This is a genomic window from Amycolatopsis sp. cmx-4-61, from assembly GCF_046548775.1.
In the GTDB taxonomy this organism is placed as follows: domain Bacteria; phylum Actinomycetota; class Actinomycetes; order Mycobacteriales; family Pseudonocardiaceae; genus Amycolatopsis.
Window position 1 is genome coordinate 106004 of the sequence record NZ_JAEBEI010000007.1, and the last position, 21236, is coordinate 127239.

Genomic DNA, 21236 nt, shown 5'->3' on the forward strand with positions numbered 1-21236 from the left:
ACGGCCGAATCACTCCGTGGCCACGGTTTCGCGCCGTGGGGGTGGCCTGCTTGTTACTTCTCCCGCGCCCGCTCGGCCGCCTTCTCCTCGCGCCACGCTTCGTCGTTCTTGCCTTCGCGCCAGTAGCCCGAAACCGACAGCAGCTCGCGCCGCACCCCGCGCTCCTCGAGCAGGTACCGCCGCAGCTCGCGCACGAACCCGGCCTCGCCGTGGACGAACGCCTGGACGACGCCCTCGCGCCACGGCAGTTCGCGCACCGCCGCGGCGACATCGCCGCCGGACGCCCGGTGCAGCCAGGTGATCTGTGCGTCCGCCTTCGTGACCAGCGGCTGCTGCTCGTCCGCGTTCTCGACGAGGATGACCGCCTGCGCCGGGACCCCGGCCGGCAGCGCTTCGAGCGAAGACGCGATGGCCGGCAACGCGCTTTCGTCCCCGGCCAGCAGGTGCCAGTCCGCCTCGGCGCCGGGCGCGTACGCGCCGCCCGGCCCCAGCACCAGCAGTTCGTCACCCGGCTGGGCCGACGCCGCCCACGGACCGGCGATGCCCTCGTCGCCGTGGTGGACGAAGTCCAGGACGAGCTCCCCGGCCTGCGGGTCGAACCCGCGGACGGTGTACGAGCGCTGCCGCGGCCAGTGCTCCCGCGGCATCGTCGCCCGGCACTCCTGCACGTCGAACGGCTCCGGGTACTCGACGCCGGGCACCTTGAACAGCACCTTCACGTAGCCGTCGGTGAAGTCGTTCGGCGTGAACTCCGCGATGCCCTCGCCGCCCGCGACGATCCGGATCATGTGCGGGGTCAGCCGCTCGGTCCGCAGCACCCGCAGCCGCACCGCGGGACGCCCGGACCGCCGGGGTGCTTCAGCCATCGACCACTCCAACCATCACTAAGGCTTACCTAAGTCACCCTACGCGCCGGAATCGGCGCGCGGCTACTCCGGTGTACCCAGATCTTCCAGCAACCTCCCGAATCCCACCTTGACCTTTCCCCGGAACCCGACGAAGAACCGGTTCGCCAACGGCACGCCCCACCGCCCCCAGGACGCGGCGTTCACGACCCGGTGCTCGACGCGCGCCCCGGCCGGATCGGCCGTGACGCGGTACTCGCCGCGGTACCACCAGCCGCCCTGCACCGCGACGAACCTCCGCTCCCGGTCGACGTCCATCCGCATCGGGTGACCCCCGCCGGCGAGCCGCCGCCACAGCCGTTCGAACACCTCGCCAGGCGGCCGCGCGACCACCCCGGCCGCTTCCGCAAGCGTTTTCACCCGCGCGGATCCGAAACCCGCGTGTTCTGGAACGCCGTGATCAGCCATTCGCCTCCCTCCCGGACGAGGACGAACGACACGGTCGACTCGCGCCCCACATCGGTCGTGTCGGCCCCGCTCAGCGACGAGCCGCCGCCGACCACGGCCACGGCGACGTCGGGCCGCACGAACCGCACCTTCGCCGCCCCGCCGAGCTGCCCGGTCAGCTTGGACCCCCGCAACGGTCCCTCGAACAGCGCCCGGTGCGAGCTTTCGATCGTCTCCCGGCCCGGCAGGTTCAGCCCGAAGTACGTCACGTAGTCCGCGTCTTCGGTGAACAGCCGCCCGTACGCGGCGGCATCCCCGGAGTTCCACGCGTCGGTGAGCCGCTCGAGCACCGCACGAACCTCGACTTCGGCAGTCATGACAATCCCCCTTCGAACGTCGTTCGTCTCACGAACACCGTTCTACTCTCGAACGCTGTTCGCGTCAAGTACAGTGTTCGGGTGACCGTTCCCCCACCGCCGTGGCGCAGCGCTCCCCGCCGCCGGGCCGCGAAACCCGCGCTCTCCCAGGCCTCGATCGTCCGAGCGGCCCTGATCGTCCTGGACGACGAGGGGTTCGACGCGGTCACCATGCGGCGGATCGCGCAGGAGCTGGAGACCGGGCCCGCGTCGCTCTACGCGCACGTCTCCAACAAGGACGAACTGGCGGAGCTGATGCTCGACGCCGTGCTCGCCGACATCCAGGTTCCCGAACCGGACCCCGCGCGCTGGGACGAGCAGGTCAAGGACCTCGTCCGCGACCAGATCCGGGTGATGGCCGCGCATCGGGGCATCGCGCGCATCGCGTGGGACATCCCCGTGCCGGTCACGCCGAATTCGCTGAAGCTGGGCGAGGCGACGCTCGCCCTGCTGCGCGCGGGCGGGTTGAGCCTCAAGCAGGCGACCTTCGCGGGCGACGCACTGGCGCTCTACGCCAAGGCGTACGCCTACGAAGCCAGCGGCTGGACCTGGGGCGAGATCGACCAGGCCGAAGTCGGCGAACGCGGCAAGCAGATGGTGGCGTACATGCGGTCACTGCCCGCCGAGTCGTTCCCGAACCTGCTGCACGTCGGCGAGTTCTTCTCCGCCGAGACGGCGGAGGAACGCCTCGAGTTCGCGCTCGAGACGTACCTCGCCGGCCTCAAGGTGCTGGTGAAGAACTAGGGCCGCAGCACGATCTTGCCGCGCGTGTGCCGCTGTTCCAGCTCGCGGTAGGCGTCCCGGACCTCGGCCAGCGGGTAGACGCGGGCGATCGGCAGCGTCAGCAATCCCTTGTCCAGCAGCAGGCCCAGCTCGCGCAGCACGTCGGCCGACGCCGCGGCCGCGTTGCCGTCGATCTTCACGTTGTACTTCTGCGCCGCGGCGAAATCGATGATCGTGTCGATCCGCCCCGGGTGGATGCCCAGGTGCAGAGCCAGTTCGACGTAGCCGGAGCCGAAGGTGTCGACGAACGCGTGCACGCCGGAGGGCGCGGCTTCGCGGATCCGCTCCAGCACGCCGTCGCCGTAGGACACCGGGATGACGCCGAGTTCGCGCAGCCACTCGTGGTTCGCCTCGCCGGCCAGGCCGATCACCGTGGCCCCGGCCAGTTTCGCCAGCTGCACCGCGAGCGAACCCACCCCGCCCGCCGCCCCCGAGACGACGACGGTCTCGCCCTCGCGCGGGCACACCGCTTCGACCGCGGCGTACGCGGTGGTACCGGCCACGAACAGCGAGCCGGCCACCTCCCACGGCACGCTCTCGGGCCGCGGCGTGAGGTTCGCGGCCTCCGCGACGACGAAGTCGGCGTGACTCGACCGCGTGTCGACGAACCCGATCACCTCGTCGCCGACCGCGACGTCCGAGACGCCTTCGCCGAGCGAGGCGACCACCCCCGCGAAGTCACTGCCCTGGCCCGACGGGAACGTCGCCGGGAACCGGTCGTGGAGCAGTCCCTTCCGGATCGACGCCTCGCCGGGGTTGATCCCCGCGGCCCGCACCTCGACGAGCACCTGACCCGGTCCGGGGACCGGACGGGGGACGTCCTCGACCCGCAGGACCTCCACGTCGCCGTATTCGTCGAACCTGATCGCGCGCGCCATGGGGCCTCCTCGAAAGTCGTTGCTCAATACAAGCAACCGCCCGGTCCCCGGTTTTAATCCCTAACCGGCGAGGCGCCGGACCACGCCGTCGGCCAGCAGCCGGCCCCGGTCGGTCAGCACCGCCCGGCCCCGCGAGTCCAAGGCGGACGGATCGAGCAGCCCTTCGGCCGCGGCCGCGCGCGCCTCGGCCAGCCCCGGCTCGTCCAGCACGTCGAGCGGGAGGCCGTCCGCGACGCGCAGCTCGAGCATGATCCGCTCGAGGTGCTGGTCGTCGTCGGTGAGCACCTCCCGCCCGGCCGCCGGCGAGTTGCCCTCGGCGAGCAGTGCGGCGTACCGGGCCGGGTGCTTGACGTTCCACCAGCGCACCCCGCCGACGTGGCTGTGCGCGCCCGGACCCGCGCCCCACCAGTCGTCCCCCCGCCAGTAGCCGAGGTTGTGGCGGCAGCGGGCGGCGTCGGACGCCGCCCAGTTCGACACCTCGTACCAGCGCAGACCCGCCGCGGACAGGGCGGCGTCGATCATCTCGTAGTCCGCGGCCAGCACGTCGTCGTCCGGCGCGGGCAGCTCGCCGCGGCGGACGCGGCGGGCCAGCGCCGTGCCTTCCTCGACGATCAGCGCGTACGCCGAGACGTGGTCGACGCCGGCGGCCAGCACGGCGTCGAGCGTCGCGAGGAGGTCGTCGGGACGCTCCCCGGGCGTGCCGTAGATCACGTCGAGGTTCACGTGGTCGAACCCGGCCGCGCGCGCTTCGGCGGCGGCCTGGCCCGGACGGCCCGGGGTGTGCACGCGGTCGAGGATCTTCAGCACGTGCGACGCGGCCGACTGCATGCCCAGCGACACCCGCGTGTAGCCGGCCTCGCGGATCCCGGCGAAGAACTCCGGCGACGTCGACTCGGGGTTCGACTCCGTCGTCACCTCGGCGCCGGGCGCCAGCCCGAAGACGTCGCGGACGGCGTCGAGCACCGAACGCAGCCCGTCCGCGCCCAGCAGCGACGGCGTGCCGCCGCCGACGAACACCGTGTCGGCGGCGGGGGGCACGACGAGCACGCGCGCGGCGAGCTCCAGCTCGCGGCGCAGCCCTTCGAGCCAGGACTGCGGCGAGGAACCCGAGTCGAGCTCGCCGGCGGTGTAGGTGTTGAAGTCGCAGTACCCGCAGCGGGTGGCGCAGAAGGGGACGTGCACGTAGACCCCGAACGCTCTGCTGCCGAGTTCCTCCAGCGCGCTCTCCGGCAACGCCGGATCGATCGGTGTGGCGGGGTCGGAACGCAGCTGGGGCACACTCGAATTGTCCACCCGGCCACGCTGGGTCGCCTCAAGGGGCGGTTCGGGTTAACCCCCGTTACGACACCGGGAGGTTGGCCGCGGCCCAGTCCGGGTCGGGCGCGATCATCTCGATGACGTCGAGCAGCACGCCGTTCGGGTCGGCGACGTAGAAGTGCCGCTGCCCGTAGACCTCGTCGACGACCGGGGCGACCAGCTCGACACCGGCTTCTTCCAGCCGTTTCGCTTCCGCGCGGGCGTCGTCGACGACGAGCCCGAACGACAACCCGGACACCTCCTGCCCGCGGTGGCCGGGCGGGATCGACTCGTGCCCGCGCTGCACGAAGCTGATCTCGAACCCCGGCGCACCGGCGTTGACGCTGGCGAACCAGTCGAGCTCCACGGTGACCGGCAGGCCGACGACGTCCGCGTAGAAGCGGGTCGTGGCCGCGACGTCGTCGACCAGGTAACCCGCCCCGAAACCCTTGACCTGCATCCCCAGTCCCCTCTCGCAAACCACTATGTTCGAAGTACTCTAGACGTAGTGGTTTCGTCGCGCAACAGGGGCCTGCGCAAGGCGGTTGACACGATTTCCGCAGGTAAGTGACCCTTCTCCCACCATCCGGGCGGGCCTGGACCACATTGTGGACGCGTGGCACGCTGACGCCGTGACTCATGCCGGTGTTCTCCTCGTGGCCCGCCGCCACGTCGACCTCCTGCGGGTCGCCAGCGCCCTCTGCGTACCCGTTCGCTGACTCCCGATCGCCACCACCTGCCACGAACCTGGACAGCCGGCGCCGGAGGACACCCGCGAGCCGGCGGTCCTCCGCCGCCACGAACCGTCTCCCGGAGGACGCCGCCATGGCCACGCCCCAAACCCCCGCCCGCCCCACCCGGGCCAAGCAGAAGCGCGGCGAAGGCCAGTGGGCACTCGGTTACCGGGAGCCGCTGAACCCGAACGAGCGGTCGAAGAAGGACGACCACCCGCTCAACGTGCGGGCGCGCATCGAGAACATCTACGCCCACCGCGGGTTCGACGCGATCGACCCGGGTGACCTGCGCGGCCGGTTCCGCTGGTTCGGCCTCTACACCCAGCGCAAGCCGGGGATCGACGGCGGCCGCACCGCGACGCTGGAGCCCGAAGAGCTCGACGACCGCTACCTGATGATGCGCGTGCGCACCGACGGCGGCGGCCTCACCACCGCGCAGCTGCGCCTGCTCGGCGAACTGTCGACGGACTACGCCCGCGACACCGCCGACATCACCGACCGGCAGAACATCCAGTACCACTGGATCCGCATCGAGGACGTGCCGGCGATCTGGCAGCGCCTCGAAGAGGTGGGCCTGACCACCATGGAGGCGTGCGGCGACAGCCCCCGCGGCATGCTCGGCTCGCCGGTCGCCGGGATCGCCGCGGCCGAGGTGCTCGACGCCTCCTGGGCGCTGGCCGAGATCCGCCGCCGGTACATCGGCGATCCGAAGTACGCGAACCTGCCCCGCAAGTTCAAGACCGCGATCTCCGGGCTGCCCGACATCGTGCACGAGCTCAACGACGTCTCCTTCGTCGGCGTGGACCACCCCGAACACGGCCCCGGCCTGGACCTGTGGGTCGGCGGCGGGCTGTCCACCAACCCGATGCTCGCGCAACGGCTGGGCGCGTGGATCCCGCTGGACGAGGTGCCCGACGTGTGGGAGGCCGTCGTCTCGATCTTCCGCGACTACGGCTACCGGCGGCTGCGGTCGCGGGCCCGGCTGAAGTTCCTGGTCAAGGACTGGGGCGTGGAGAAGTTCCGCGACGTCCTGGAGAACGAATACCTCAAGCGCAAGCTGATCGACGGGCCGCCGCCGGTGGACCCGCCGGCCCCGATCGACCACGTCGGCGTGCACGCGCAGAAGGACGGCAGCTTCTACGTCGGCGCCGCACCGATCGCCGGCCGCGTGTCCGGCAGCACCCTGGTCGCCGTCGCGGACGCCGCGGAACGGGCCGGCTCCGGCCGGGTCGCGCTCACCCCGCTGCAGAAGCTGGTCGTGCTGGACGTGCCCGCCGACCGGGTCGACCGGCTCAAGGCCGAACTGGCCGAGCTGGGCCTGCAGGTCGACCCGTCGCCGTGGCGCCGCAGCGTGATGGCGTGCACCGGACTGGAGTTCTGCAAGCTGGCCATCGTCGAGACGAAGGCCCGCGCGCAGGAGCTCGTGGCGGACCTGGAGAAGTCGCTCGCCGACATCAACGCGCAGCTCGACGTGCCGGTCACCGTGCACCTCAACGGCTGCCCCAACTCCTGCGCGCGGGTGCAGACCGCGGACATCGGGCTGAAGGGCCAGATCGTCACCGACGCCGACGGCCGCCAGGTCGAAGGCTTCCAGGTGCACCTGGGTGGTGGCCTCGGCCTCGACTCCGGGTTCGGCCGGAAGCTGCGGGGGCACAAGGTGACTTCGAGCGAGCTGACCGGGTACGTCGAGCGCGTCGTGCGCAACTACGTCGCCGAACGGCAGCCCGGCGAACGGTTCGCGCAGTGGGCCGCGCGCGCCGAGGAAAGCGCCCTGCAGTGACAGCGCCGACGCACTCTTTCCCGCGGAGGCGCCGATGAGCACCGACGAGCGCGCGACCCCGTTCTACTGCCCGTACTGCGGAGACGAGGACCTGCGGCCGGAAGAGAACGGCGGCTGGCTGTGTTCGGCCTGTCGCCGGGTTTTCTCGGTGAAGTTCCTCGGCCTGTCCCTCCCGGAGGTTTCCCGATGACCGCCACCGCCGACTACAAGCCCCTCGCCGAACGCGCTTCGAAGGAGCTCGCCGACGCGACCGCGGACGAGGCGATCCGCTGGACCGTCGACACGTTCGGCGACGACTTCATCGTCGCGTCCAACATGCAGGACGCCGTGCTCATCGACCTCGCCACCAAGGTGAAGTCCGATGTGGACATCCTGTTCCTGGAGACCGGTTACCACTTCCCGGAGACGATCGGCACCCGGGACGCCGTGCAGACGGTGTACCCGGACGTCCGCATAGTCAACGCCCAGGCCGAGCAGAGCGTCGCCGAGCAGGACGCGGAGTACGGCGAAAAGCTGCACGCCCGCGACGCCACGCTGTGCTGCAACCTGCGCAAGGTGGTGCCGCTGCGCAAGACCCTCGCCAAGTACTCCGCGTGGGTCACCGGCGTCCGCCGGGTGGACGCGCCGACCCGCGCGAACACCCCGATCGTCACCTGGGACGACCGCAACGGCCTGGTGAAGGTCAACCCGATCGCGGCGTGGACCGACGACGAGTTCAACGGCTACATCCGCGAGCACGGGATCCTGGAGAACCCGCTGGTGTCCATCGGTTACCTCTCGATCGGCTGCGCGCCCTGCACGGCCCGCGTCGAGCCGGGGCAGGACCCGCGCAGCGGCCGGTGGGCGGGGCAGAGCAAGACCGAGTGCGGACTGCACGGCTGATGTCAGATACCGAGGGACGCATGACGACACTGGAACCCGCCACCGACGCGGCACAGGACAACCTGGCCGCGCTCGAGTCCGAGGCCATCCACATCTTCCGGGAGGTGGCGGGCGAGTTCGACCGGCCGGTGATCCTCTTCTCCGGCGGCAAGGACTCGACCCTGCTGCTGCACCTGGCGATCAAGGCGTTCTGGCCGGCGCCGGTGCCGTTCCCGCTGCTGCACGTGGACACCGGGCACAACTTCGACGAGGTCATCGAGTTCCGCGACCGCGTCGTCGAGCGCCACGGCCTGCGGCTGGTCGTCGCGAAGGTGCAGGACTGGATCGACGACGGCCGGCTCGAAGAGCGGGCCGACGGGATGCGCAACCCGCTGCAGACCACCCCGCTGCTCGACACGATCGCGGAGCACAAGTTCGACGCCGTGTTCGGCGGCGGGCGCCGCGACGAGGAACGCGCCCGCGCCAAGGAGCGGATCTTCAGCCTCCGCAACGCCTTCGGCCAGTGGGAGCCGCGGCGCCAGCGGCCCGAGCTGTGGAACCTCTACAACGGCAGGCACCGCCCCGGCGAGCAGGTCCGCGTCTTCCCGCTGTCCAACTGGACCGAGGCCGACGTCTGGGACTACATCGCCCGCGAGAAGGTCGAACTGCCGTCGATCTACTACGCCCACCGGCGCGAGGTGTACCTGCGCGACGGGATGCTGCTGGCCGAGGGCCCGTGGGGTGGCCCGCGGCCGGGCGAGGAGGTCCGGGAGCTGACCGTCCGCTACCGGACCGTCGGCGACGGCTCGTGCACCGGCGCGATCGAATCCACCGCGGCCACCGTCGAGGAGGTCATCGCCGAGGTGTCGGCCTCGCGCCTCACCGAGCGCGGCGCGACCCGGGCCGACGACCGGATGTCCGAGGCGGCCATGGAAGACCGCAAGCGTGAGGGGTACTTCTGATGAGTTCGCTGCTTCGCCTGGCCACCGCCGGCAGCGTCGACGACGGCAAGTCGACCCTGGTCGGCCGGCTGCTCTACGACACGAAGTCGGTGCTCGCCGACCAGCTCGACGCGGTCACCCGGGCGTCGGTCGACAAGGGACTGTCCACTCCGGACCTGTCGCTGCTCGTCGACGGCCTGCGCTCGGAGCGCGAGCAGGGCATCACCATCGACGTCGCCTACCGCTACTTCGCCACCCCGAAGCGGTCGTTCGTGCTGGCCGACACACCGGGGCACGTGCAGTACACGCGCAACACGGTGACCGGCGCGTCCACCGCGCAGCTGGCCGTGCTCCTGGTCGACGCGCGCAAGGGCGTGATCGAGCAGACCCGGCGGCACGCTGCCGTGCTGGCCCTGCTCGGCGTGCCGCAGCTGGTGCTGGCGGTGAACAAGATCGACCTGGTCGGTTACGACGAGGCCACCTTCACGGTGATCGCCGAGGAGTTCGCCACGCACGCGGAGTCGCTGGGGTACGCGCGGGGCTCGGTCCTCGCGATCCCGGTGTCGGCGCTGGAAGGCGACAACGTGGCCGCGCGCTCCGGGCGGACGCCGTGGTACACCGGCCCGAGCCTGCTGGAGCACCTCGAGGAGGTGCCGGTCGCGCCCGACCCGCACGACTCGGCGCTGCGGTTCCCGGTGCAGTACGTGATCCGCCCGCGGACGCCGGAGTACCTCGACTACCGCGGCTACGCGGGCCAGATCGCCGCGGGCACCGTGCGGCCCGGCGACGAGGTCGTCGTGCTGCCGCAGGGCATCCGCAGCCGCGTCGAGCGCATCGACACCGCGGACGGCCCGCTCGAGGAAGCCGGCGCCGGTACGTCGGTGACGCTGCTGCTCACCGACGACATCGACATCTCCCGCGGCGACCTGATCGCCGCCGCGGACGCGCCGCCGCGGGTCACCGACGAGATCACCGGCACGCTGTGCTGGCTGTCGGCCAAACCGCTGAAGCCGGGCGCGCGCGTGCTGGTCAAGCACGGCACCCGCACGGTGCAGGCGCTGGTGGACGAGTTGCACGCGCGGTTCGACGAGCAGACACTGTCCAGTGTGGAATCGCCGGCGTCACTGGAGCTCAACGACATCGGCCGCGTCTCCCTGCGGCTGGCCGAGGAGCTGGGCGTCGACGACTACGGCGTCAGCCCGCGCACCGGCGCGTTCCTGGTGATCGACCCGAAGGACGGCGACACGCTGGCCGCCGGGCTGGTGGGTGAGCGCTTCTCGTGACGCCACCCCTGGTCGCCGTCGCGCACGGCAGCCGCGACCCCCGCTCGGCGGCGACCGTGCGGGCGCTCGTCGACGTCGTGCGCGCTCGGGCACCGGGCGTCGCGGTGCACGAGTCCTTTCTGGACCTGTCGGAGCCGCTCGTCACCGACGTGCTGCGCTCGCTGTACGCGGCGGGCCACCGGACGGCGGTGGTGGTGCCGCTGCTGCTGGGCAGCGCGTTCCACGCCCGCGTCGACCTGCCGGCGCTGATCGAGGACGTCGTGTCGTCGTGCCCGGGTTTCGTCGTGCGGACGTCCGACGTCCTCGGCGCCGACCCGGCCCTGGAGGCGGTGGCCCTGGACCGGCTGGCGTCGGCACCCCAGCGCCGGGGCACGGGCGTGCTCGTCAGCGCGGTCGGCTCGTCGAACGCCGCCGCGAACGCCGTCGTCGCCTCGCTGGCCTCGCGCTGGGAAGCGCGGCTGGGGCTCCCGGTGAGCGAGGCGTTCGCATCCGCCACCGGGCCGGACATCCCCACCGCGGCGGCCGCCCTGCGCTCGCGGGGCGCGCGGCACCTGGTCGTGGCGTCGTGGTTCCTGGCCCCGGGCCTGCTGCCGGACCGGATCGCCCGCTTGGCCCGCGAAGCGGATCCGCAGGCGTTCCTCGCGGAGCCGCTGGCGGACGACCCGCGGGTGGCCGACGTGGTGGTCGCCCGGTACGCGTCCGCGGTCAGCGGACTGCTCCGCCAGTACGCCTGAACCGCGGTCCGCGGCCGCGGGAGGCGCCGGCGGGGTGGCCCGCGTAACACCGGCGGCGCGGGGTGGATGTGCAAGGGTGTCGGACATGGCTGACGAACTGGTGCACTACGACGTGGTGGGCGGCACCGCCACGATCACCCTGGACTCCCCGCACAACCGCAACGCCCTTTCGGCGCAGCTGCGCCGCGAACTCTCGGACTCGCTGACCCGGGCGGCCGCCGACGACGCCGTGCGCGTCATCGTGCTGACCCACACCGGGCCGGTGTTCTGCGCGGGGATGGACCTCAAGGAGGCCCGCGGGGCCGGCGCGGGCGACCAGGGCGTGAACGAGTTCCCGAAGATCCTCGACCAGCTGTGGACCAGCCCGAAGCCGGTCGTCGCGCGCCTGGCCGGTCCCGCCCGCGCCGGCGGCATCGGCATGGTGGCCGCGTGCGACATCGCCGTGGCCGTACCGGAAGCGACGTTCGCCTTCTCCGAGGTCCGCATCGGCGTGGTCCCGGCGATCATCTCGCTGACCGTCCTCCCGCGCCTGAACCCCCGCGCGGCGCACGAGCTGTTCCTGACCGGTGACACGTTCGACGCCCGCCGGGCCGTGGAGATCGGCCTGCTGAACTCGGCGACCGAGGACCTCGACGGCGAGGTCGCCCGGTACGTCAAGGCGCTGGCCGCGGGTGGGCCGAAGGCGCTGGCCGAGACCAAGGCGCTGCTGAGCCGCCCCCGCCCGGCCACGCCGTCGGACGGCTTCGAGGAGATGCTCGGCCTGTCGGCCAGGTTCTTCGCGAGCGAGGAAGGCCAGGAGGGCATCCTGGCCTTCACCCAGAAGCGCAAGCCGAACTGGGTCCCGCAGGACTAAGCCGGGACGCGGGCCTGCCTGCGCGGGAGCAGCGCGAGCAGGCCCGTCACCCCGCCGCAGACCGCGGCGACCACGTACACCGGCGCCAACCCGCCGGCCTGGTAGGCGATCCCGAGCACCGCGACCCCGAGGGTCTGCCCGAACTGCCGGGTCGTCGTGAGGATCCCCGCGGCCATCCCGGCCCGCCCGGGCGGCGCCGCGGCCGCGATCGCCGCGCCCGTCGCCGGACCCGCGACGCCCACGCCGACGCCGGTCACCGCCAGCCCGAGCGGGATCGCCACGACCAGCAGCGACAAGCAGCCGAGCGCGCCGACCAGCACCCCGGTCCCGAGCAGGACCCGCGGTGGGACCCGGGGCAGAACCTTGCCGAGGAGCGTCGAAGTCAGGAACGACGTCACCGCGAGCGGCGCCAGCGCGAACCCGGCCGCGACCGGTGACCGCGAAAGTCCCAGCCACAGCGAGATGTGGACCAGCGCCGCGAACGTCAGCGTCGATGCCGCCACGCAGGCGATGAGCGTCGAGAACCCACCGTCGCGCAACAGCCGCAGGTCCAGCATCGGCTCGGCCCGGCGCCGCTCCACGACCACGAACCCCGCCAGTGCGATCGCCGACACCGCCAGCGCGCCTCCCGCGACCGGTCCCGAGCCGCCCAGGGTCAGGCCGTGCACCAGGCTCGCGGCGAACACCGCGAACCACACCGCGCCCGCGACGTCGAACCGGCCCCGCCGGGTGGGCGTGCCCGGCCGCAACGCCCCCACCGCGCACACCGCCGTCACCACCGCCAAGGGCACGTTGACGAAGAAGATCGCCGCCCAGCCGAAGTACTCGGTCAGCACCCCGCCGACCACCGGGCCCGCCGCCGCGCCGAGCCCGCTCACCGCGAAGAAGACGCTGATCGCCGTCCCCCGCGCCCGCCCTTCGTAGCACGCGGTCAGCAACGCGAACCCCGTCACGGCCAGCGCCGCAGCGCCGACCGCCTGCACCCCGCGGGCGGCGATCAACGTCCCGATGTCCGCGGACAACCCGCACGCCAGGGAACCCAGGCCGAACACCGCGAGGCCGCCGAGGAACACCCGCCGCAGGCCGATGCGGTCGGCGAGCGAGCCCGCCGCGAGCATCAGCACCGCCAGGACGAGCGTGTAGACGTCCGGCACCCACTGCAGCTGCCCGACCGACGCCGCCAGGTCGGCGCCGATCCGGGGCAGTGCCACCGTGACGACGGTGGTGTCCAGCAGGAACAGGAACGAGCCCGCGCAGACCACCGCCAGCGGCCACCACTTGCGCATCGAAATCTCCCTTCGTTGCCCGAAGGGTGTGGGCCGTGCGCCGATCGTCACCAGGTAGGTCGACAAATATGCCGGATACCGTCATCATCTAGGCTGAGAGCATGGAAACCGTCACGCTCGACGACGTCGATCGCGGCCTGCTCCACGCGCTGCAGCTCGACGGCCGAGCCTCGATGCGCACGCTCGGCCAGGTGCTCGACGTCTCGGAGAACACCGTGGCCCGCCGCTACCAGCGGCTGCGGACCGCCGGCGTCGCGCGGGTCACCGGCGCGGTGAGCGGCGGCGAAGCCGGTTACACGACGTGGACGCTCCGCCTGCGGACGACGCCGGACGCGGGCGCCGCCGTCGCGGACGCGCTCGCCGACCGCCCCGACGTCTCCTGGGTTCACCTGCTCTCCGGCGGGACCGAGCTTTCCTGCACCGTCCACGCGCCGGACACCGCGGGCCGCGACGACCTGCTGCTGCACAAACTGCCGCGAGCCAACCGCGTCACCGCTGTTTCGGCGCACGAACTGCTGCACACGTTCGCGCTCCCGGACGGGTGGGGCGGGCTGCACTGCCTCTCCCCCGCGCAGGTCGACCGGCTGCGGCCGCCGGACCCCACCGGCCCCGGCCTCCCGCCGGACCCCGCCGACCAGCCGCTCCTCGACGCGCTGGCCCTCGACGGCCGGGCGAGCTACACCGCGCTGGCGAAAGCGACCGGCTGGTCCGACACCGCCGTGCGCCGCCGCATGGACGTGCTGCGGCGGCACGGCACGCTGACCTACCACCTCGACGTCTCGCCGTCCCGCCTCGGCTTCCGCTCCGAGACGCGGTTGTGGCTGACGGTTTCGCCCGCGCACCTGGCCGAGGCGGGCGAGACGCTGGCGAGCCACCCCGAGACGTCGTTCGCCGTCGCCACCACCGGCACGACGAACCTCACGGCCATGGTGAACTGCCGCGACGGCGGCGACCTCTACCGCTACCTCACCGAGCGCGTCGCCGGGATCCGCGGCGTGCAGACCCTCGAAAGCGCGCCGGTGATCCGCACGGTCAAACGCGCGGGGACGCCGATCAGGCGTCCGGCAGCACGACCGTGAGCCGCCACGAACCGGCGCTGCGGCCGCTCGGGCCCAGCGCGCGCTGGGCGTCCGAAAGGACGCTGCGGATGGCGAGGTACGTCTTGGGTTCGGCCTTGCGCAGCGCGTCCGAGCCCGGCCAGATCAGCACGTGCTCGCCCGGCGGCAGCCACGACAGGTCGGTCAGGCAGTCGTAGAGCGCGTCGAGGTTGTGGCCGAAGTAGTCCGGAAAGGACAGTGCATGGGCGAAGGCCTCGAGCGTGCTGGCCTTGTCGACGGTGGGCCGGGAGTTCACCAGGTGCGGGTACGCGCCCCGGGCGAAAGCCTCCTCCGCGGCCGCTTTCGCCTGCTCGCCGGCGCTCATCGGGCCGGGTCCACGACGACGAACGACGCGTAGTGGTCGCCGGTGTAGTACAGCTCGTGCGCCTGCCCGGTGATCAGCCGCCGCGCACCGCGGTCGGGGCTGCCGGGCGTCTTCACCGTGTATTCGTGGTAGTAGCCGGATTTCTTGGCGGGCAAGCGCTTCTCGCGGTTCTCGAACACGACGTCGTCGTTGCGCGGGTACGGGTACGGGCCGCCCGCCTCGATCAGCTTCCACGTGTCCGACGCCTGCGGCGGCAGCGCGGAAAGCGCCTTCACCGGCAACCCGGAGTCCGCGCCCGGCACGGCGGCGCCGCCCTTCGCGGGCGTGCTGCTCTTCGCACTCGACGAGGTGCTCGGGGCGGGCGACGACGAGCCGCCGCTGACGACGTCCTTGACCAGCCAGCCCCCCAGCACCAGCACGAGGAGCCCGATCAGCGCGGCGGTGATCCGCCTTCGGTTGAACATGGTGCGCGAGCCTATGCCGACCCGTCGGCGGACTCGTCGTCACTCCCCGGAGCCAGCCGGCGGGCGAACAGCCCGACCACCTTGTCGAGCACCCACGCGGCGGCGAGGCACAGCGGGACGACGACCACCATGACCAGCACGAACTGCACCGGGAACCAGGCTTGGGCGAGCCACAGCTCGACCCCGTCCCACCAGTCGGCAAGCCCGTTGAACACGGTGTGAGCCTACGCGCGCTCTGCTGCCTGCGCGCCCCTGGGGCGGTACGTTGCGAGACATGTTCGCCGTGTACGCGCAGGAACCCAACGCCGACAGCCCGCTGGACTCGCTCGTCGTCGGCGAGCGCCCCGAACCGGAAGTGCCCGACGGCTGGGTCCGCGTGCACGTCAAGGCGGCCAGCCTCAACATGCACGACCTCTGGACGCTGCGGGGCGTCGGGATCAAGCCGGACCAGTTCCCGATGATCCTCGGCTGCGACGGCGCCGGCACCCTCGACGACGGCTCCGAAGTCGTCATCCACTCCGTGATCAACGCGCCGGGCTGGCAGGGCGACGACACGCTCGACCCGAAGCGCACGCTGCTCACCGAGAAGCACCAGGGCACCTTCGCCGACCAGGTCGTCGTGCCCGCCCGCAACGTCGTCCCGAAGCCCGCGGCGCTCAGCTACGCCGAAGCCGCCACCATGGGCACGGCCTGGCTGACCGCCTACCGGATGCTGTTCGTGAAGTCCGGGCTGCGCCCCGGGCAGACGATGCTCGTGCAGGGCGCTTCCGGCGGCGTCTCGACCGCGCTGGTCCAGCTCGGCCGCGCGGCCGGGTTCCGGGTCTGGGTCACCGGCCGCACCGAGGAGAAGCGCGCGCTGGCCACCAGCCTCGGCGCCCACCAGGCGTTCGAATCGGGCGCGCGGCTGCCCGAGCGCGTCGACGCCGTGTTCGAGACCGTCGGCAAGGCCACCTGGTCGCACTCGGTCAAGTCGCTCAAGCCGGGCGGGATCATCGTGGTCTCCGGCTCGACCAGCGGCCCGGACGCGCACGCGGAGCTGCAGCGCGTCTTCTTCCTCCAGCTGCGTGTCGCCGGCTCGACCATGGGCACCCGCGACGAGCTCGCGGATCTGCTCGCCTACCTGGACCTGACCGGCGTCCGGCCGCAGATCGGCGCGGAACTGCCGTTTTCCGAGGCGTCCCAGGGCTTCCGGGCGATGCTCGAAGGGGACACCGCCGGCAAGATCGTCTTCACCCACTAGACCCGCTTGAGCTGGGCGGATCACCGGCTCCGCCCAGCTCCGGTATCTCGTGAATTTTTGACGTGTTCACTTCGAGACCTGGTCGTTAGCACCGAAATTCGACCAAAACCCCACTCCGGCCAGCTAATCTGTAGTCATGACCGCGACGAAGCGGCCCGTGCCGGCCGAACCGGGCGGCCGGCCCAGTGACGAGGACCCGATCCGGGTGTCCTTCCGGCGCTACGCCGGCGTCCGCACCCGCGTGCTCGAGGTCGGCGACACCGTCCCCGAGCCGGAGCTTCCCCGGCGGTCCCTGCGTCGCCGGGCGGCCGCACCGCACGTGAAGCCGTCGGCACCGCGCCTGGTGCTCCTGCACGGCTACTGCGACAGCGCCGACACCTGGCGCCCCGCCCTCGAGCAGCTCGCGGCCGCCGGGATCCCGGCGGTCGCGGTCGATCTGCCCGGGTTCGGCGACGCCCAGCCGCTGCGGCCGGGCCCGATGCTGCCGCAGCTCGACGCGTTCACCACCGCCGTCGTCCGCGAACAGGCCGTGCTCGGCTCGGTCGTGCTGGCCGGCAACTCCCTCGGCGGCACGATGAGCCTGCGCGCGGCGCAGAATGCAGCGAATCCCTCCTCGGCGGGAAAGAGTGCCTCGAAGGGCCGCCTGCCGATCTCGGGGGTGGTGTCCATCGCCGCGCCGGGGTTCGTCGACTCGTGGCTGATCCGCGCGGTCGCGCGGTACCCGCTGCCGCTGCGGCTGTACTCGTCCCTGCCCGTCCCGGTGCCGGGGTTCCTGGTGCGCAAGGTCGCCGAGCAGCTCGTCCCGCGGCTGCTGTACGCCGACTCGAGTGTCGCCGACGCCGTGCAGGTGCAGCGCTTCACCGCGCTCTTCCCGGACTACCGGGCGACCAAGAGCCGGCTCGAAGAGGCCCGGCAGCTCGTCGCGGAGCTCGCCGACGCCTACCGCCTCGATTCGGTCGAGGTCCCGCTGCTGGTCGTCGCCTGCGGCAAGGACAAGCTCGTCACCGCCGCGTCGGGGCGGCAGCTGCACACGCTGGTCCCCCACAGCAGGCTGCTGGTCCGCGAGGACTGGGGGCACTGCCCGCAGCTGGACGACCCGGTGGAGATCGCCGAGCTGCTCACCTACTTCGCGGCGAGCGCGGTCCGGACGACGCAGGCCAAACGGGCCGCCGCGACGGCACCGCAGGCCGTGAGCGAAGACACCGCGGCGGGCTGAGCGGCTCACGCTGTCTTCACGCGCGGATGGCGGTAGGTTCCGCGAAGGCCCGTGATCCGGGCCTTCCACCGACCGTTCGGGAGACGATGATGTCCGCTCCAGTGGGTGCCGGCTCCGGCATCTTCCGGCGCAAGCCGATCGACCAGATCCAGGACACGCCGGAAAGCGGCGGCCTGCAACGCACCCTGGGCCTGTGGCAGCTGACCGCCATCGGCATCGGCGGCATCATCGGCGCCGGGATCTTCGCCCTCGCCGGCAGCGTCGCGCACGGCGACGACGCGGCGGGCATCCCCGGCGTCGGCCCGGCCGTGCTGATCTCGTTCCTCATCGCCGGCGTCGCCAGCGCCGCGGCGGCGTTCTCCTACGCCGAGTTCGCCGGTCTCATCCCGAAGGCCGGCTCGGCCTACACCTACGGCTACGCGGTGCTCGGCGAGATCGTCGGCTGGTTCATCGGCTGGGACCTGCTCCTGGAGTACACCGCGATCGTGGCGGTGGTGGCGATCGGCATCTCCGGCTACTTCAGCTTCCTGCTCGGCCAGCTCGGCCTCGACCTGCCCGCGTGGATGCTCGGCGCGCCCGGCACCGGGCCGGGCCACAAGGTCGACCTGTTCGCCGCGCTGCTGTGCCTGCTGATCGCGTACCTGCTCAACCGCGGCATCCGCAGCGCCGCCCGGTTCGAGACGGCGATGGTCGGGATCAAGGTCCTGATCGTGCTGGTGGTCATCCTGGTCGGCTTCTTCTACGTCAAGACCGGCAACTACACGCCGTTCGCGCCCGCCGGTTTCGGCGGCGCGGTGACCGGCGCGGCGACCGTGTTCTTCGCCGTCTTCGGTTATGACGCCATGTCGACCGCGGCGGAAGAATCCAAGGACGCGCAGCGGCACATGCCGAAGGCGATCCTCTACTCGCTGGCCATCTCGATGGTGCTGTACGTGCTGGCCTGCCTGGTGCTGACCGGCATGCAGAAGTACACCGAGATCGACCCGAAGAGCGGCTTCTCCACGGCGTTCAAGTCGGTCGGCCTGTCCGGCCTGGCCACGGTGATCGCGATCGGCGCCATCGTCGGCATCCTGACCGTGCTGTTCACGTTCCTGATGGGCGCCACCCGCGTCGGCTACTCGATGAGCCGCGACGGCCTGCTGCCGCCGTGGTTCGGCAAGACGAACGCGAAGCGCCAGGTGCCGAGCCGGATGACGTGGATCCTCGGTGGCGCGTCGGCGATCATCGCCGGGGTGCTGCCGATCGGCGAAGCCGCCGAGCTGACGAACATCGGCATCCTGCTGGCGTTCGTCGTCGTCTGCGTCGCGGTGATCGTGCTGCGCTACAAGCAGCCCGACCTGCCCCGGACGTTCAAGACGCCGGGTATGCCGGTGGTCCCCGCGATCGGGATCGTGTTCTCGATCTGGCTGATCACGTTCCTGCAGCCGGCGACCTGGCTGCGGTTCGCCGTCTGGTTCGTCATCGGCCTGGTCATCTACTTCCTGTACAGCCGCCGGCACTCGCTGCTCAACCGCGAGCGCTAGGGTCGCGCGTCCGAGGTTCGTTGACAGCGGCCCGGCTCAAGCGCCCCAAGGCGGGCTTGGTTGCGTCTCACGCACCGAAGGCCGCCTTGGGTGCGTCTGACGCACCGAAGGCCGCCTTGGGGCGCTCTGGACGTGCACCCGCGCCCGCGCCAGGCTCGGTGAGGGGCGACGAACCTGCGACGCGCGAGCGCTAGCGGATCCGGTCGAGGCGCGCGGCGGCTTCGCGCGCCTCGACCTTCAGCCGCTCGATGATCACCGCGGCGGAGGCGTCGTACGCGAGCGGGTAGGTCTGGCCCGCCCACAGCGAGATCGCCTCGGGGTCACCCGCCTTCGCCGACGCCTTGCGCACCGGCCCGGCCAGGTGGTTGAGCTGCGGGTAGGCGGCGGGCGCGCCCTCGGACAGCGCGTCCATGAACCTGTTGACCAGCCCCCGCGCCGGGCGGCCGCTGAAGGCGCGGGTGAACGCCGTCTCGCGCTCGGCGAGAGCGAGGGCCTTGCGGTGCGCCTCCGACGTCCCGGCTTCGTCCGCACGCAGGAAGACGGTGCCCAGCTGGGCGGCCACCGCCCCGGCGGCGAGCACGGCCGCGACGTCGGCACCGTGCACCAGCCCGCCGGCCGCGATCAGCGGCAGGTCGACGCGGGCGGCGACGAGCCTCAGCAGCGCGAGCACGCCGTATTCCGCGCCGCCGCCGGGCAGGTTCGGGTCGTCGGTGAACAGGCTCCGGTGCCCGCCGGCTTCGAAACCCTGGACGACGAGCGCGTCGGCGCCCAGGTCGGCGGCCCGGTGGGCGGCCTCCGGCGTGGTCACGGTGATGACGATCTCGCTGCCGGCGTCCTTCAGGCGCACCACGTCCGACGGCGTCGGCGGGCCGAAGGTGAACGACACCACGGGGACCCGCTTCTCGAGCACGATGTCGAGCTTCGCTGGGTAGTTGTCGTCGTCCCACTTCGGTTCGCCGAGCTCGACGTCGTACTCGCGGGCGAACGCTTCCAGCCGGGTCCGGTGGCCCGAGATGTCGGCGCCGGTGTCCGGTTGCGGGACGAAGAGGTTGACGCCGAACGGCCGGCCGGTGAGCTCGGCGGTGCGGTCGATCTGCGCGGCCAGCGCCGCGGGTGTGAGCATGCCGGCGGAGAGGAAGCCGAAGCCGCCCGCCTCGGACACCGCCGCGACCAGCTCCGGGGTGGTGGGACCGCCGGCCATCGGCGCGGCGACGACCGGGAACGTCAGCTCGTCGAACATGCCACCGAGCGTAGTACTCAGGCGGGCAGCAACAGCGTGTAGAGCTTCTTGATCACCCCGTCCTCGACGAGCGCGATGTCGATCCCCCGCGCGACCGGCGGGGCGCCTTCGGGGCCGAACTGCCACGCGAGGTGGCCAAGGTCGTGGTTGACGAGCACCGGGCCGTCGGGCGAGAACACGAAGCCCGGTGCCTGTTCGAGCAGCCCGCGGGCCTTGGCGTTCAGCTCTTCGTGGCCTCTGGCGACCCCTTCCGGATCGGCGAACTCGACGTCGGCCGCGTAGGTCCCGGCGATCGCCTTCGCGCGGCGTTCGTCGTCGCGCTCGTTGAACACCTTGAGCAGATTGGCTTCCATCAGCTCGGCCACCGTCGCCATGCGCGTCCTCCTCGGGTCCGCCGCCATATTACGTGACATGTCACGTAAACGTCAGGGGTGGTCGTCCGGCCGGGGCAGGCTGCCTTTTTCGACGAGCGTGTCGTAGACGCGTTCGAGCAGCGTCGTCAGCTGCGCCTGCTCGTCGACGCCGAGGGCGTCGAGGAACGCTTCGCGCACGAAGCCGACGTGGTCGGGGGCGGCCTGCCGCAACGTCTCCCAGCCCGCGTCCGACAGCACGACCTCGGTCACCCGGCGGTCGTCGGCGGCGGTCCCGGTCTCGACCAGCCCGCGGTCCCGCATCCGCTTGAGGTGGTGCGACAGCCGGCTGCGTTCCCAGCCGATGCGGATCGCGAGGTCGGTGACCCGCATCCGGCCGCCGGGCACGCTCGTCAGCGCGACCAGCACGTGGTAGTCGGCGAGCGAGATCCCGCTGTCGGCGCGCAGCTGCCGGTTCAGCTCGTACTCCAGCCGCAGGTGCACCTTCATGTAGGCGTACCAGGCGGCCGTTTCGGCCTCCGAGAGCAGCGCGAACGGCGATCCCGGCACGAAGTCCCGCGTCACCGCGCGAGCTTAACCACCCAGACTGGTCTAGACCATGGCCGCCGGAAGTGCGACGATCC

The 21236-nt window shown here is 71.9% G+C and carries 26 protein-coding genes; 13 read left to right on the forward strand and 13 right to left on the reverse strand.

Annotated elements, in window-relative coordinates:
• Window positions 1-53 precede the first annotated feature (53 nt).
• The 3 genes from ACLJOU_RS21460 to ACLJOU_RS21470 all read right to left on the reverse strand — a co-directional run bounded on the left by ACLJOU_RS21460 (window position 54) and on the right by ACLJOU_RS21470 (window position 1669).
• Window positions 54-866 carry a siderophore-interacting protein gene (locus ACLJOU_RS21460; RefSeq protein ID WP_410569437.1) on the reverse strand — a complete coding sequence of 271 codons (813 nt, stop codon included), beginning with the start codon at window positions 864-866 and terminating at the stop codon, window positions 54-56.
• 63 nt (window positions 867-929) lie between these two features.
• A complete protein-coding gene (locus tag ACLJOU_RS21465; RefSeq protein WP_410569438.1) occupies window positions 930-1265 on the reverse strand; it encodes a hypothetical protein in 336 nt (111 codons plus the stop codon).
• Window positions 1262-1669 carry an SgcJ/EcaC family oxidoreductase gene (locus ACLJOU_RS21470; protein ID WP_410569439.1) on the reverse strand — a complete coding sequence of 136 codons (408 nt, stop codon included), beginning with the start codon at window positions 1667-1669 and terminating at the stop codon, window positions 1262-1264. Before ACLJOU_RS21470 ends, ACLJOU_RS21465 begins: the two co-directional genes overlap by 4 nt.
• A gap of 81 nt (window positions 1670-1750) precedes the next feature.
• Here ACLJOU_RS21470 and ACLJOU_RS21475 point away from each other — a divergent pair, with 81 nt between their 5' ends.
• The gene (locus tag ACLJOU_RS21475; protein WP_410569440.1) at window positions 1751-2452 is read left to right on the forward strand and encodes a TetR/AcrR family transcriptional regulator; all 702 of its coding nucleotides are present in this window, start codon (window positions 1751-1753) and stop codon (window positions 2450-2452) included.
• On the opposite strand, the gene ACLJOU_RS21480 is transcribed toward ACLJOU_RS21475, so the two are convergent.
• The 3 genes from ACLJOU_RS21480 to ACLJOU_RS21490 all read right to left on the reverse strand — a co-directional run bounded on the left by ACLJOU_RS21480 (window position 2449) and on the right by ACLJOU_RS21490 (window position 5125).
• Window positions 2449-3369, reverse strand: coding sequence for an NADP-dependent oxidoreductase (locus ACLJOU_RS21480; protein ID WP_410569441.1), 921 nt, complete (start codon window positions 3367-3369; stop codon window positions 2449-2451). The two genes, ACLJOU_RS21475 and ACLJOU_RS21480, sit on opposite strands and share 4 nt — an antisense overlap.
• Before the next feature lie 60 nt (window positions 3370-3429).
• Complete coding sequence (hemW, locus tag ACLJOU_RS21485) at window positions 3430-4647, reverse strand: radical SAM family heme chaperone HemW (protein ID WP_410569442.1); 1218 nt, start codon at window positions 4645-4647, stop codon at window positions 3430-3432.
• 61 nt (window positions 4648-4708) lie between these two features.
• Entirely contained in the window at window positions 4709-5125 is a 417-nt protein-coding gene (locus ACLJOU_RS21490) for a VOC family protein (RefSeq protein WP_410569443.1), read from the reverse strand.
• Window positions 5126-5297: 172 nt separating this feature from the next.
• On the opposite strand from ACLJOU_RS21490, the gene ACLJOU_RS21495 reads away from it, so the two are divergent.
• The 8 genes from ACLJOU_RS21495 (at window position 5298) to ACLJOU_RS21530 (ending at window position 11851) form a co-directional block, all read left to right on the forward strand.
• On the forward strand, window positions 5298-5384 hold the full coding sequence (locus ACLJOU_RS21495; protein ID WP_350310667.1) for a putative leader peptide: 87 nt from the start codon (window positions 5298-5300) through the stop codon (window positions 5382-5384).
• A 106-nt stretch (window positions 5385-5490) separates the two neighbouring features.
• A complete protein-coding gene (locus tag ACLJOU_RS21500; protein ID WP_410569444.1) occupies window positions 5491-7179 on the forward strand; it encodes a nitrite/sulfite reductase in 1689 nt (562 codons plus the stop codon).
• A 34-nt stretch (window positions 7180-7213) separates the two neighbouring features.
• On the forward strand, window positions 7214-7369 hold the full coding sequence (locus ACLJOU_RS21505; protein ID WP_410569445.1) for an Insertion element protein: 156 nt from the start codon (window positions 7214-7216) through the stop codon (window positions 7367-7369).
• A complete protein-coding gene (locus ACLJOU_RS21510; RefSeq protein WP_410569446.1) occupies window positions 7366-8061 on the forward strand; it encodes a phosphoadenylyl-sulfate reductase in 696 nt (231 codons plus the stop codon). Before ACLJOU_RS21505 ends, ACLJOU_RS21510 begins: the two co-directional genes overlap by 4 nt.
• A gap of 20 nt (window positions 8062-8081) precedes the next feature.
• Window positions 8082-9002, forward strand: coding sequence for a sulfate adenylyltransferase subunit CysD (gene cysD, locus ACLJOU_RS21515; RefSeq protein ID WP_410569447.1), 921 nt, complete (start codon window positions 8082-8084; stop codon window positions 9000-9002).
• Complete coding sequence (locus ACLJOU_RS21520) at window positions 9002-10264, forward strand: sulfate adenylyltransferase subunit 1 (RefSeq protein ID WP_410569448.1); 1263 nt, start codon at window positions 9002-9004, stop codon at window positions 10262-10264. The genes cysD and ACLJOU_RS21520 overlap by 1 nt, the downstream gene beginning before the upstream one ends.
• Window positions 10261-10998, forward strand: a complete 738-nt coding sequence (locus ACLJOU_RS21525) for a sirohydrochlorin chelatase (RefSeq protein WP_410569449.1) — start codon at window positions 10261-10263, stop codon at window positions 10996-10998. The genes ACLJOU_RS21520 and ACLJOU_RS21525 overlap by 4 nt, the downstream gene beginning before the upstream one ends.
• A gap of 85 nt (window positions 10999-11083) precedes the next feature.
• A complete protein-coding gene (locus tag ACLJOU_RS21530; protein ID WP_410569450.1) occupies window positions 11084-11851 on the forward strand; it encodes an enoyl-CoA hydratase family protein in 768 nt (255 codons plus the stop codon).
• Here the strand turns inward: ACLJOU_RS21530 and ACLJOU_RS21535 are convergent.
• Complete coding sequence (locus ACLJOU_RS21535; protein WP_410569451.1) at window positions 11848-13137, reverse strand: MFS transporter; 1290 nt, start codon at window positions 13135-13137, stop codon at window positions 11848-11850. The genes ACLJOU_RS21530 and ACLJOU_RS21535 overlap by 4 nt on opposite strands.
• 101 nt (window positions 13138-13238) lie before the next feature.
• Here ACLJOU_RS21535 and ACLJOU_RS21540 point away from each other — a divergent pair, with 101 nt between their 5' ends.
• Entirely contained in the window at window positions 13239-14216 is a 978-nt protein-coding gene (locus ACLJOU_RS21540; RefSeq protein ID WP_410569452.1) for an Lrp/AsnC family transcriptional regulator, read from the forward strand.
• On the opposite strand, the gene ACLJOU_RS21545 is transcribed toward ACLJOU_RS21540, so the two are convergent.
• From ACLJOU_RS21545 to ACLJOU_RS21555, 3 genes are read right to left on the reverse strand one after another with little or no spacing between them, the layout of a single operon-like run.
• The gene (locus tag ACLJOU_RS21545; protein WP_410569453.1) at window positions 14191-14559 is read right to left on the reverse strand and encodes a barstar family protein; all 369 of its coding nucleotides are present in this window, start codon (window positions 14557-14559) and stop codon (window positions 14191-14193) included. The genes ACLJOU_RS21540 and ACLJOU_RS21545 overlap by 26 nt on opposite strands.
• Window positions 14556-15023 (reverse strand): ribonuclease domain-containing protein, encoded by a 468-nt coding sequence (locus tag ACLJOU_RS21550; protein WP_410569454.1) that lies wholly within the window; start codon window positions 15021-15023, stop codon window positions 14556-14558. The genes ACLJOU_RS21545 and ACLJOU_RS21550 overlap by 4 nt, the downstream gene beginning before the upstream one ends.
• 11 nt (window positions 15024-15034) lie before the next feature.
• Window positions 15035-15238: a hypothetical protein gene (locus tag ACLJOU_RS21555; RefSeq protein ID WP_410569455.1), complete on the reverse strand. Its 204-nt coding sequence runs from the start codon at window positions 15236-15238 to the stop codon at window positions 15035-15037.
• A gap of 59 nt (window positions 15239-15297) precedes the next feature.
• On the opposite strand from ACLJOU_RS21555, the gene ACLJOU_RS21560 reads away from it, so the two are divergent.
• From ACLJOU_RS21560 to ACLJOU_RS21570, 3 genes are all read left to right on the forward strand, one after another.
• Window positions 15298-16263, forward strand: a complete 966-nt coding sequence (locus ACLJOU_RS21560; RefSeq protein ID WP_410569456.1) for a quinone oxidoreductase family protein — start codon at window positions 15298-15300, stop codon at window positions 16261-16263.
• 136 nt (window positions 16264-16399) lie between these two features.
• Window positions 16400-17479 (forward strand): alpha/beta fold hydrolase, encoded by a 1080-nt coding sequence (locus tag ACLJOU_RS21565; protein ID WP_410569457.1) that lies wholly within the window; start codon window positions 16400-16402, stop codon window positions 17477-17479.
• Window positions 17480-17568: 89 nt separating this feature from the next.
• Entirely contained in the window at window positions 17569-19002 is a 1434-nt protein-coding gene (locus ACLJOU_RS21570) for an amino acid permease (protein WP_410569458.1), read from the forward strand.
• A gap of 190 nt (window positions 19003-19192) precedes the next feature.
• Here ACLJOU_RS21570 and ACLJOU_RS21575 read toward each other — a convergent pair whose 3' ends face one another.
• From ACLJOU_RS21575 to ACLJOU_RS21585, 3 genes are read right to left on the reverse strand one after another with little or no spacing between them, the layout of a single operon-like run.
• Entirely contained in the window at window positions 19193-20242 is a 1050-nt protein-coding gene (locus ACLJOU_RS21575; protein ID WP_410569459.1) for an NAD(P)H-dependent flavin oxidoreductase, read from the reverse strand.
• Window positions 20243-20259: 17 nt separating this feature from the next.
• Entirely contained in the window at window positions 20260-20616 is a 357-nt protein-coding gene (locus tag ACLJOU_RS21580) for a nuclear transport factor 2 family protein (RefSeq protein WP_410569460.1), read from the reverse strand.
• Between the two features lie 51 nt (window positions 20617-20667).
• Window positions 20668-21177 carry a MarR family winged helix-turn-helix transcriptional regulator gene (locus tag ACLJOU_RS21585; RefSeq protein WP_410569461.1) on the reverse strand — a complete coding sequence of 170 codons (510 nt, stop codon included), beginning with the start codon at window positions 21175-21177 and terminating at the stop codon, window positions 20668-20670.
• Window positions 21178-21236 lie beyond the last annotated feature (59 nt).

Bases quoted from the DNA above. Each gene is read 5' to 3' on its own strand.
- ACLJOU_RS21460 (WP_410569437.1), bottom strand. From the start codon at position 866: ATGGCTGAAGCACCCCGGCGGTCCGGGCGTCCCGCGGTGCGGCTGCGG.
- ACLJOU_RS21470 (WP_410569439.1), bottom strand. From the start codon at position 1,669: ATGACTGCCGAAGTCGAGGTTCGTGCGGTGCTCGAGCGGCTCACCGAC.
- ACLJOU_RS21480 (WP_410569441.1), bottom strand. From the start codon at position 3,369: ATGGCGCGCGCGATCAGGTTCGACGAATACGGCGACGTGGAGGTCCTG.
- ACLJOU_RS21490 (WP_410569443.1), bottom strand. From the start codon at position 5,125: ATGCAGGTCAAGGGTTTCGGGGCGGGTTACCTGGTCGACGACGTCGCG.
- ACLJOU_RS21500 (WP_410569444.1), top strand. From the start codon at position 5,491: ATGGCCACGCCCCAAACCCCCGCCCGCCCCACCCGGGCCAAGCAGAAG.
- ACLJOU_RS21505 (WP_410569445.1), top strand. From the start codon at position 7,214: ATGAGCACCGACGAGCGCGCGACCCCGTTCTACTGCCCGTACTGCGGA.
- ACLJOU_RS21510 (WP_410569446.1), top strand. From the start codon at position 7,366: ATGACCGCCACCGCCGACTACAAGCCCCTCGCCGAACGCGCTTCGAAG.
- cysD (WP_410569447.1), top strand. From the start codon at position 8,082: ATGACGACACTGGAACCCGCCACCGACGCGGCACAGGACAACCTGGCC.
- ACLJOU_RS21520 (WP_410569448.1), top strand. From the start codon at position 9,002: ATGAGTTCGCTGCTTCGCCTGGCCACCGCCGGCAGCGTCGACGACGGC.
- ACLJOU_RS21530 (WP_410569450.1), top strand. From the start codon at position 11,084: ATGGCTGACGAACTGGTGCACTACGACGTGGTGGGCGGCACCGCCACG.
- ACLJOU_RS21535 (WP_410569451.1), bottom strand. From the start codon at position 13,137: ATGCGCAAGTGGTGGCCGCTGGCGGTGGTCTGCGCGGGCTCGTTCCTG.
- ACLJOU_RS21540 (WP_410569452.1), top strand. From the start codon at position 13,239: ATGGAAACCGTCACGCTCGACGACGTCGATCGCGGCCTGCTCCACGCG.
- ACLJOU_RS21545 (WP_410569453.1), bottom strand. From the start codon at position 14,559: ATGAGCGCCGGCGAGCAGGCGAAAGCGGCCGCGGAGGAGGCTTTCGCC.
- ACLJOU_RS21550 (WP_410569454.1), bottom strand. From the start codon at position 15,023: ATGTTCAACCGAAGGCGGATCACCGCCGCGCTGATCGGGCTCCTCGTG.
- ACLJOU_RS21560 (WP_410569456.1), top strand. From the start codon at position 15,298: ATGTTCGCCGTGTACGCGCAGGAACCCAACGCCGACAGCCCGCTGGAC.
- ACLJOU_RS21565 (WP_410569457.1), top strand. From the start codon at position 16,400: ATGACCGCGACGAAGCGGCCCGTGCCGGCCGAACCGGGCGGCCGGCCC.
- ACLJOU_RS21570 (WP_410569458.1), top strand. From the start codon at position 17,569: ATGTCCGCTCCAGTGGGTGCCGGCTCCGGCATCTTCCGGCGCAAGCCG.
- ACLJOU_RS21575 (WP_410569459.1), bottom strand. From the start codon at position 20,242: ATGTTCGACGAGCTGACGTTCCCGGTCGTCGCCGCGCCGATGGCCGGC.
- ACLJOU_RS21580 (WP_410569460.1), bottom strand. From the start codon at position 20,616: ATGGCGACGGTGGCCGAGCTGATGGAAGCCAATCTGCTCAAGGTGTTC.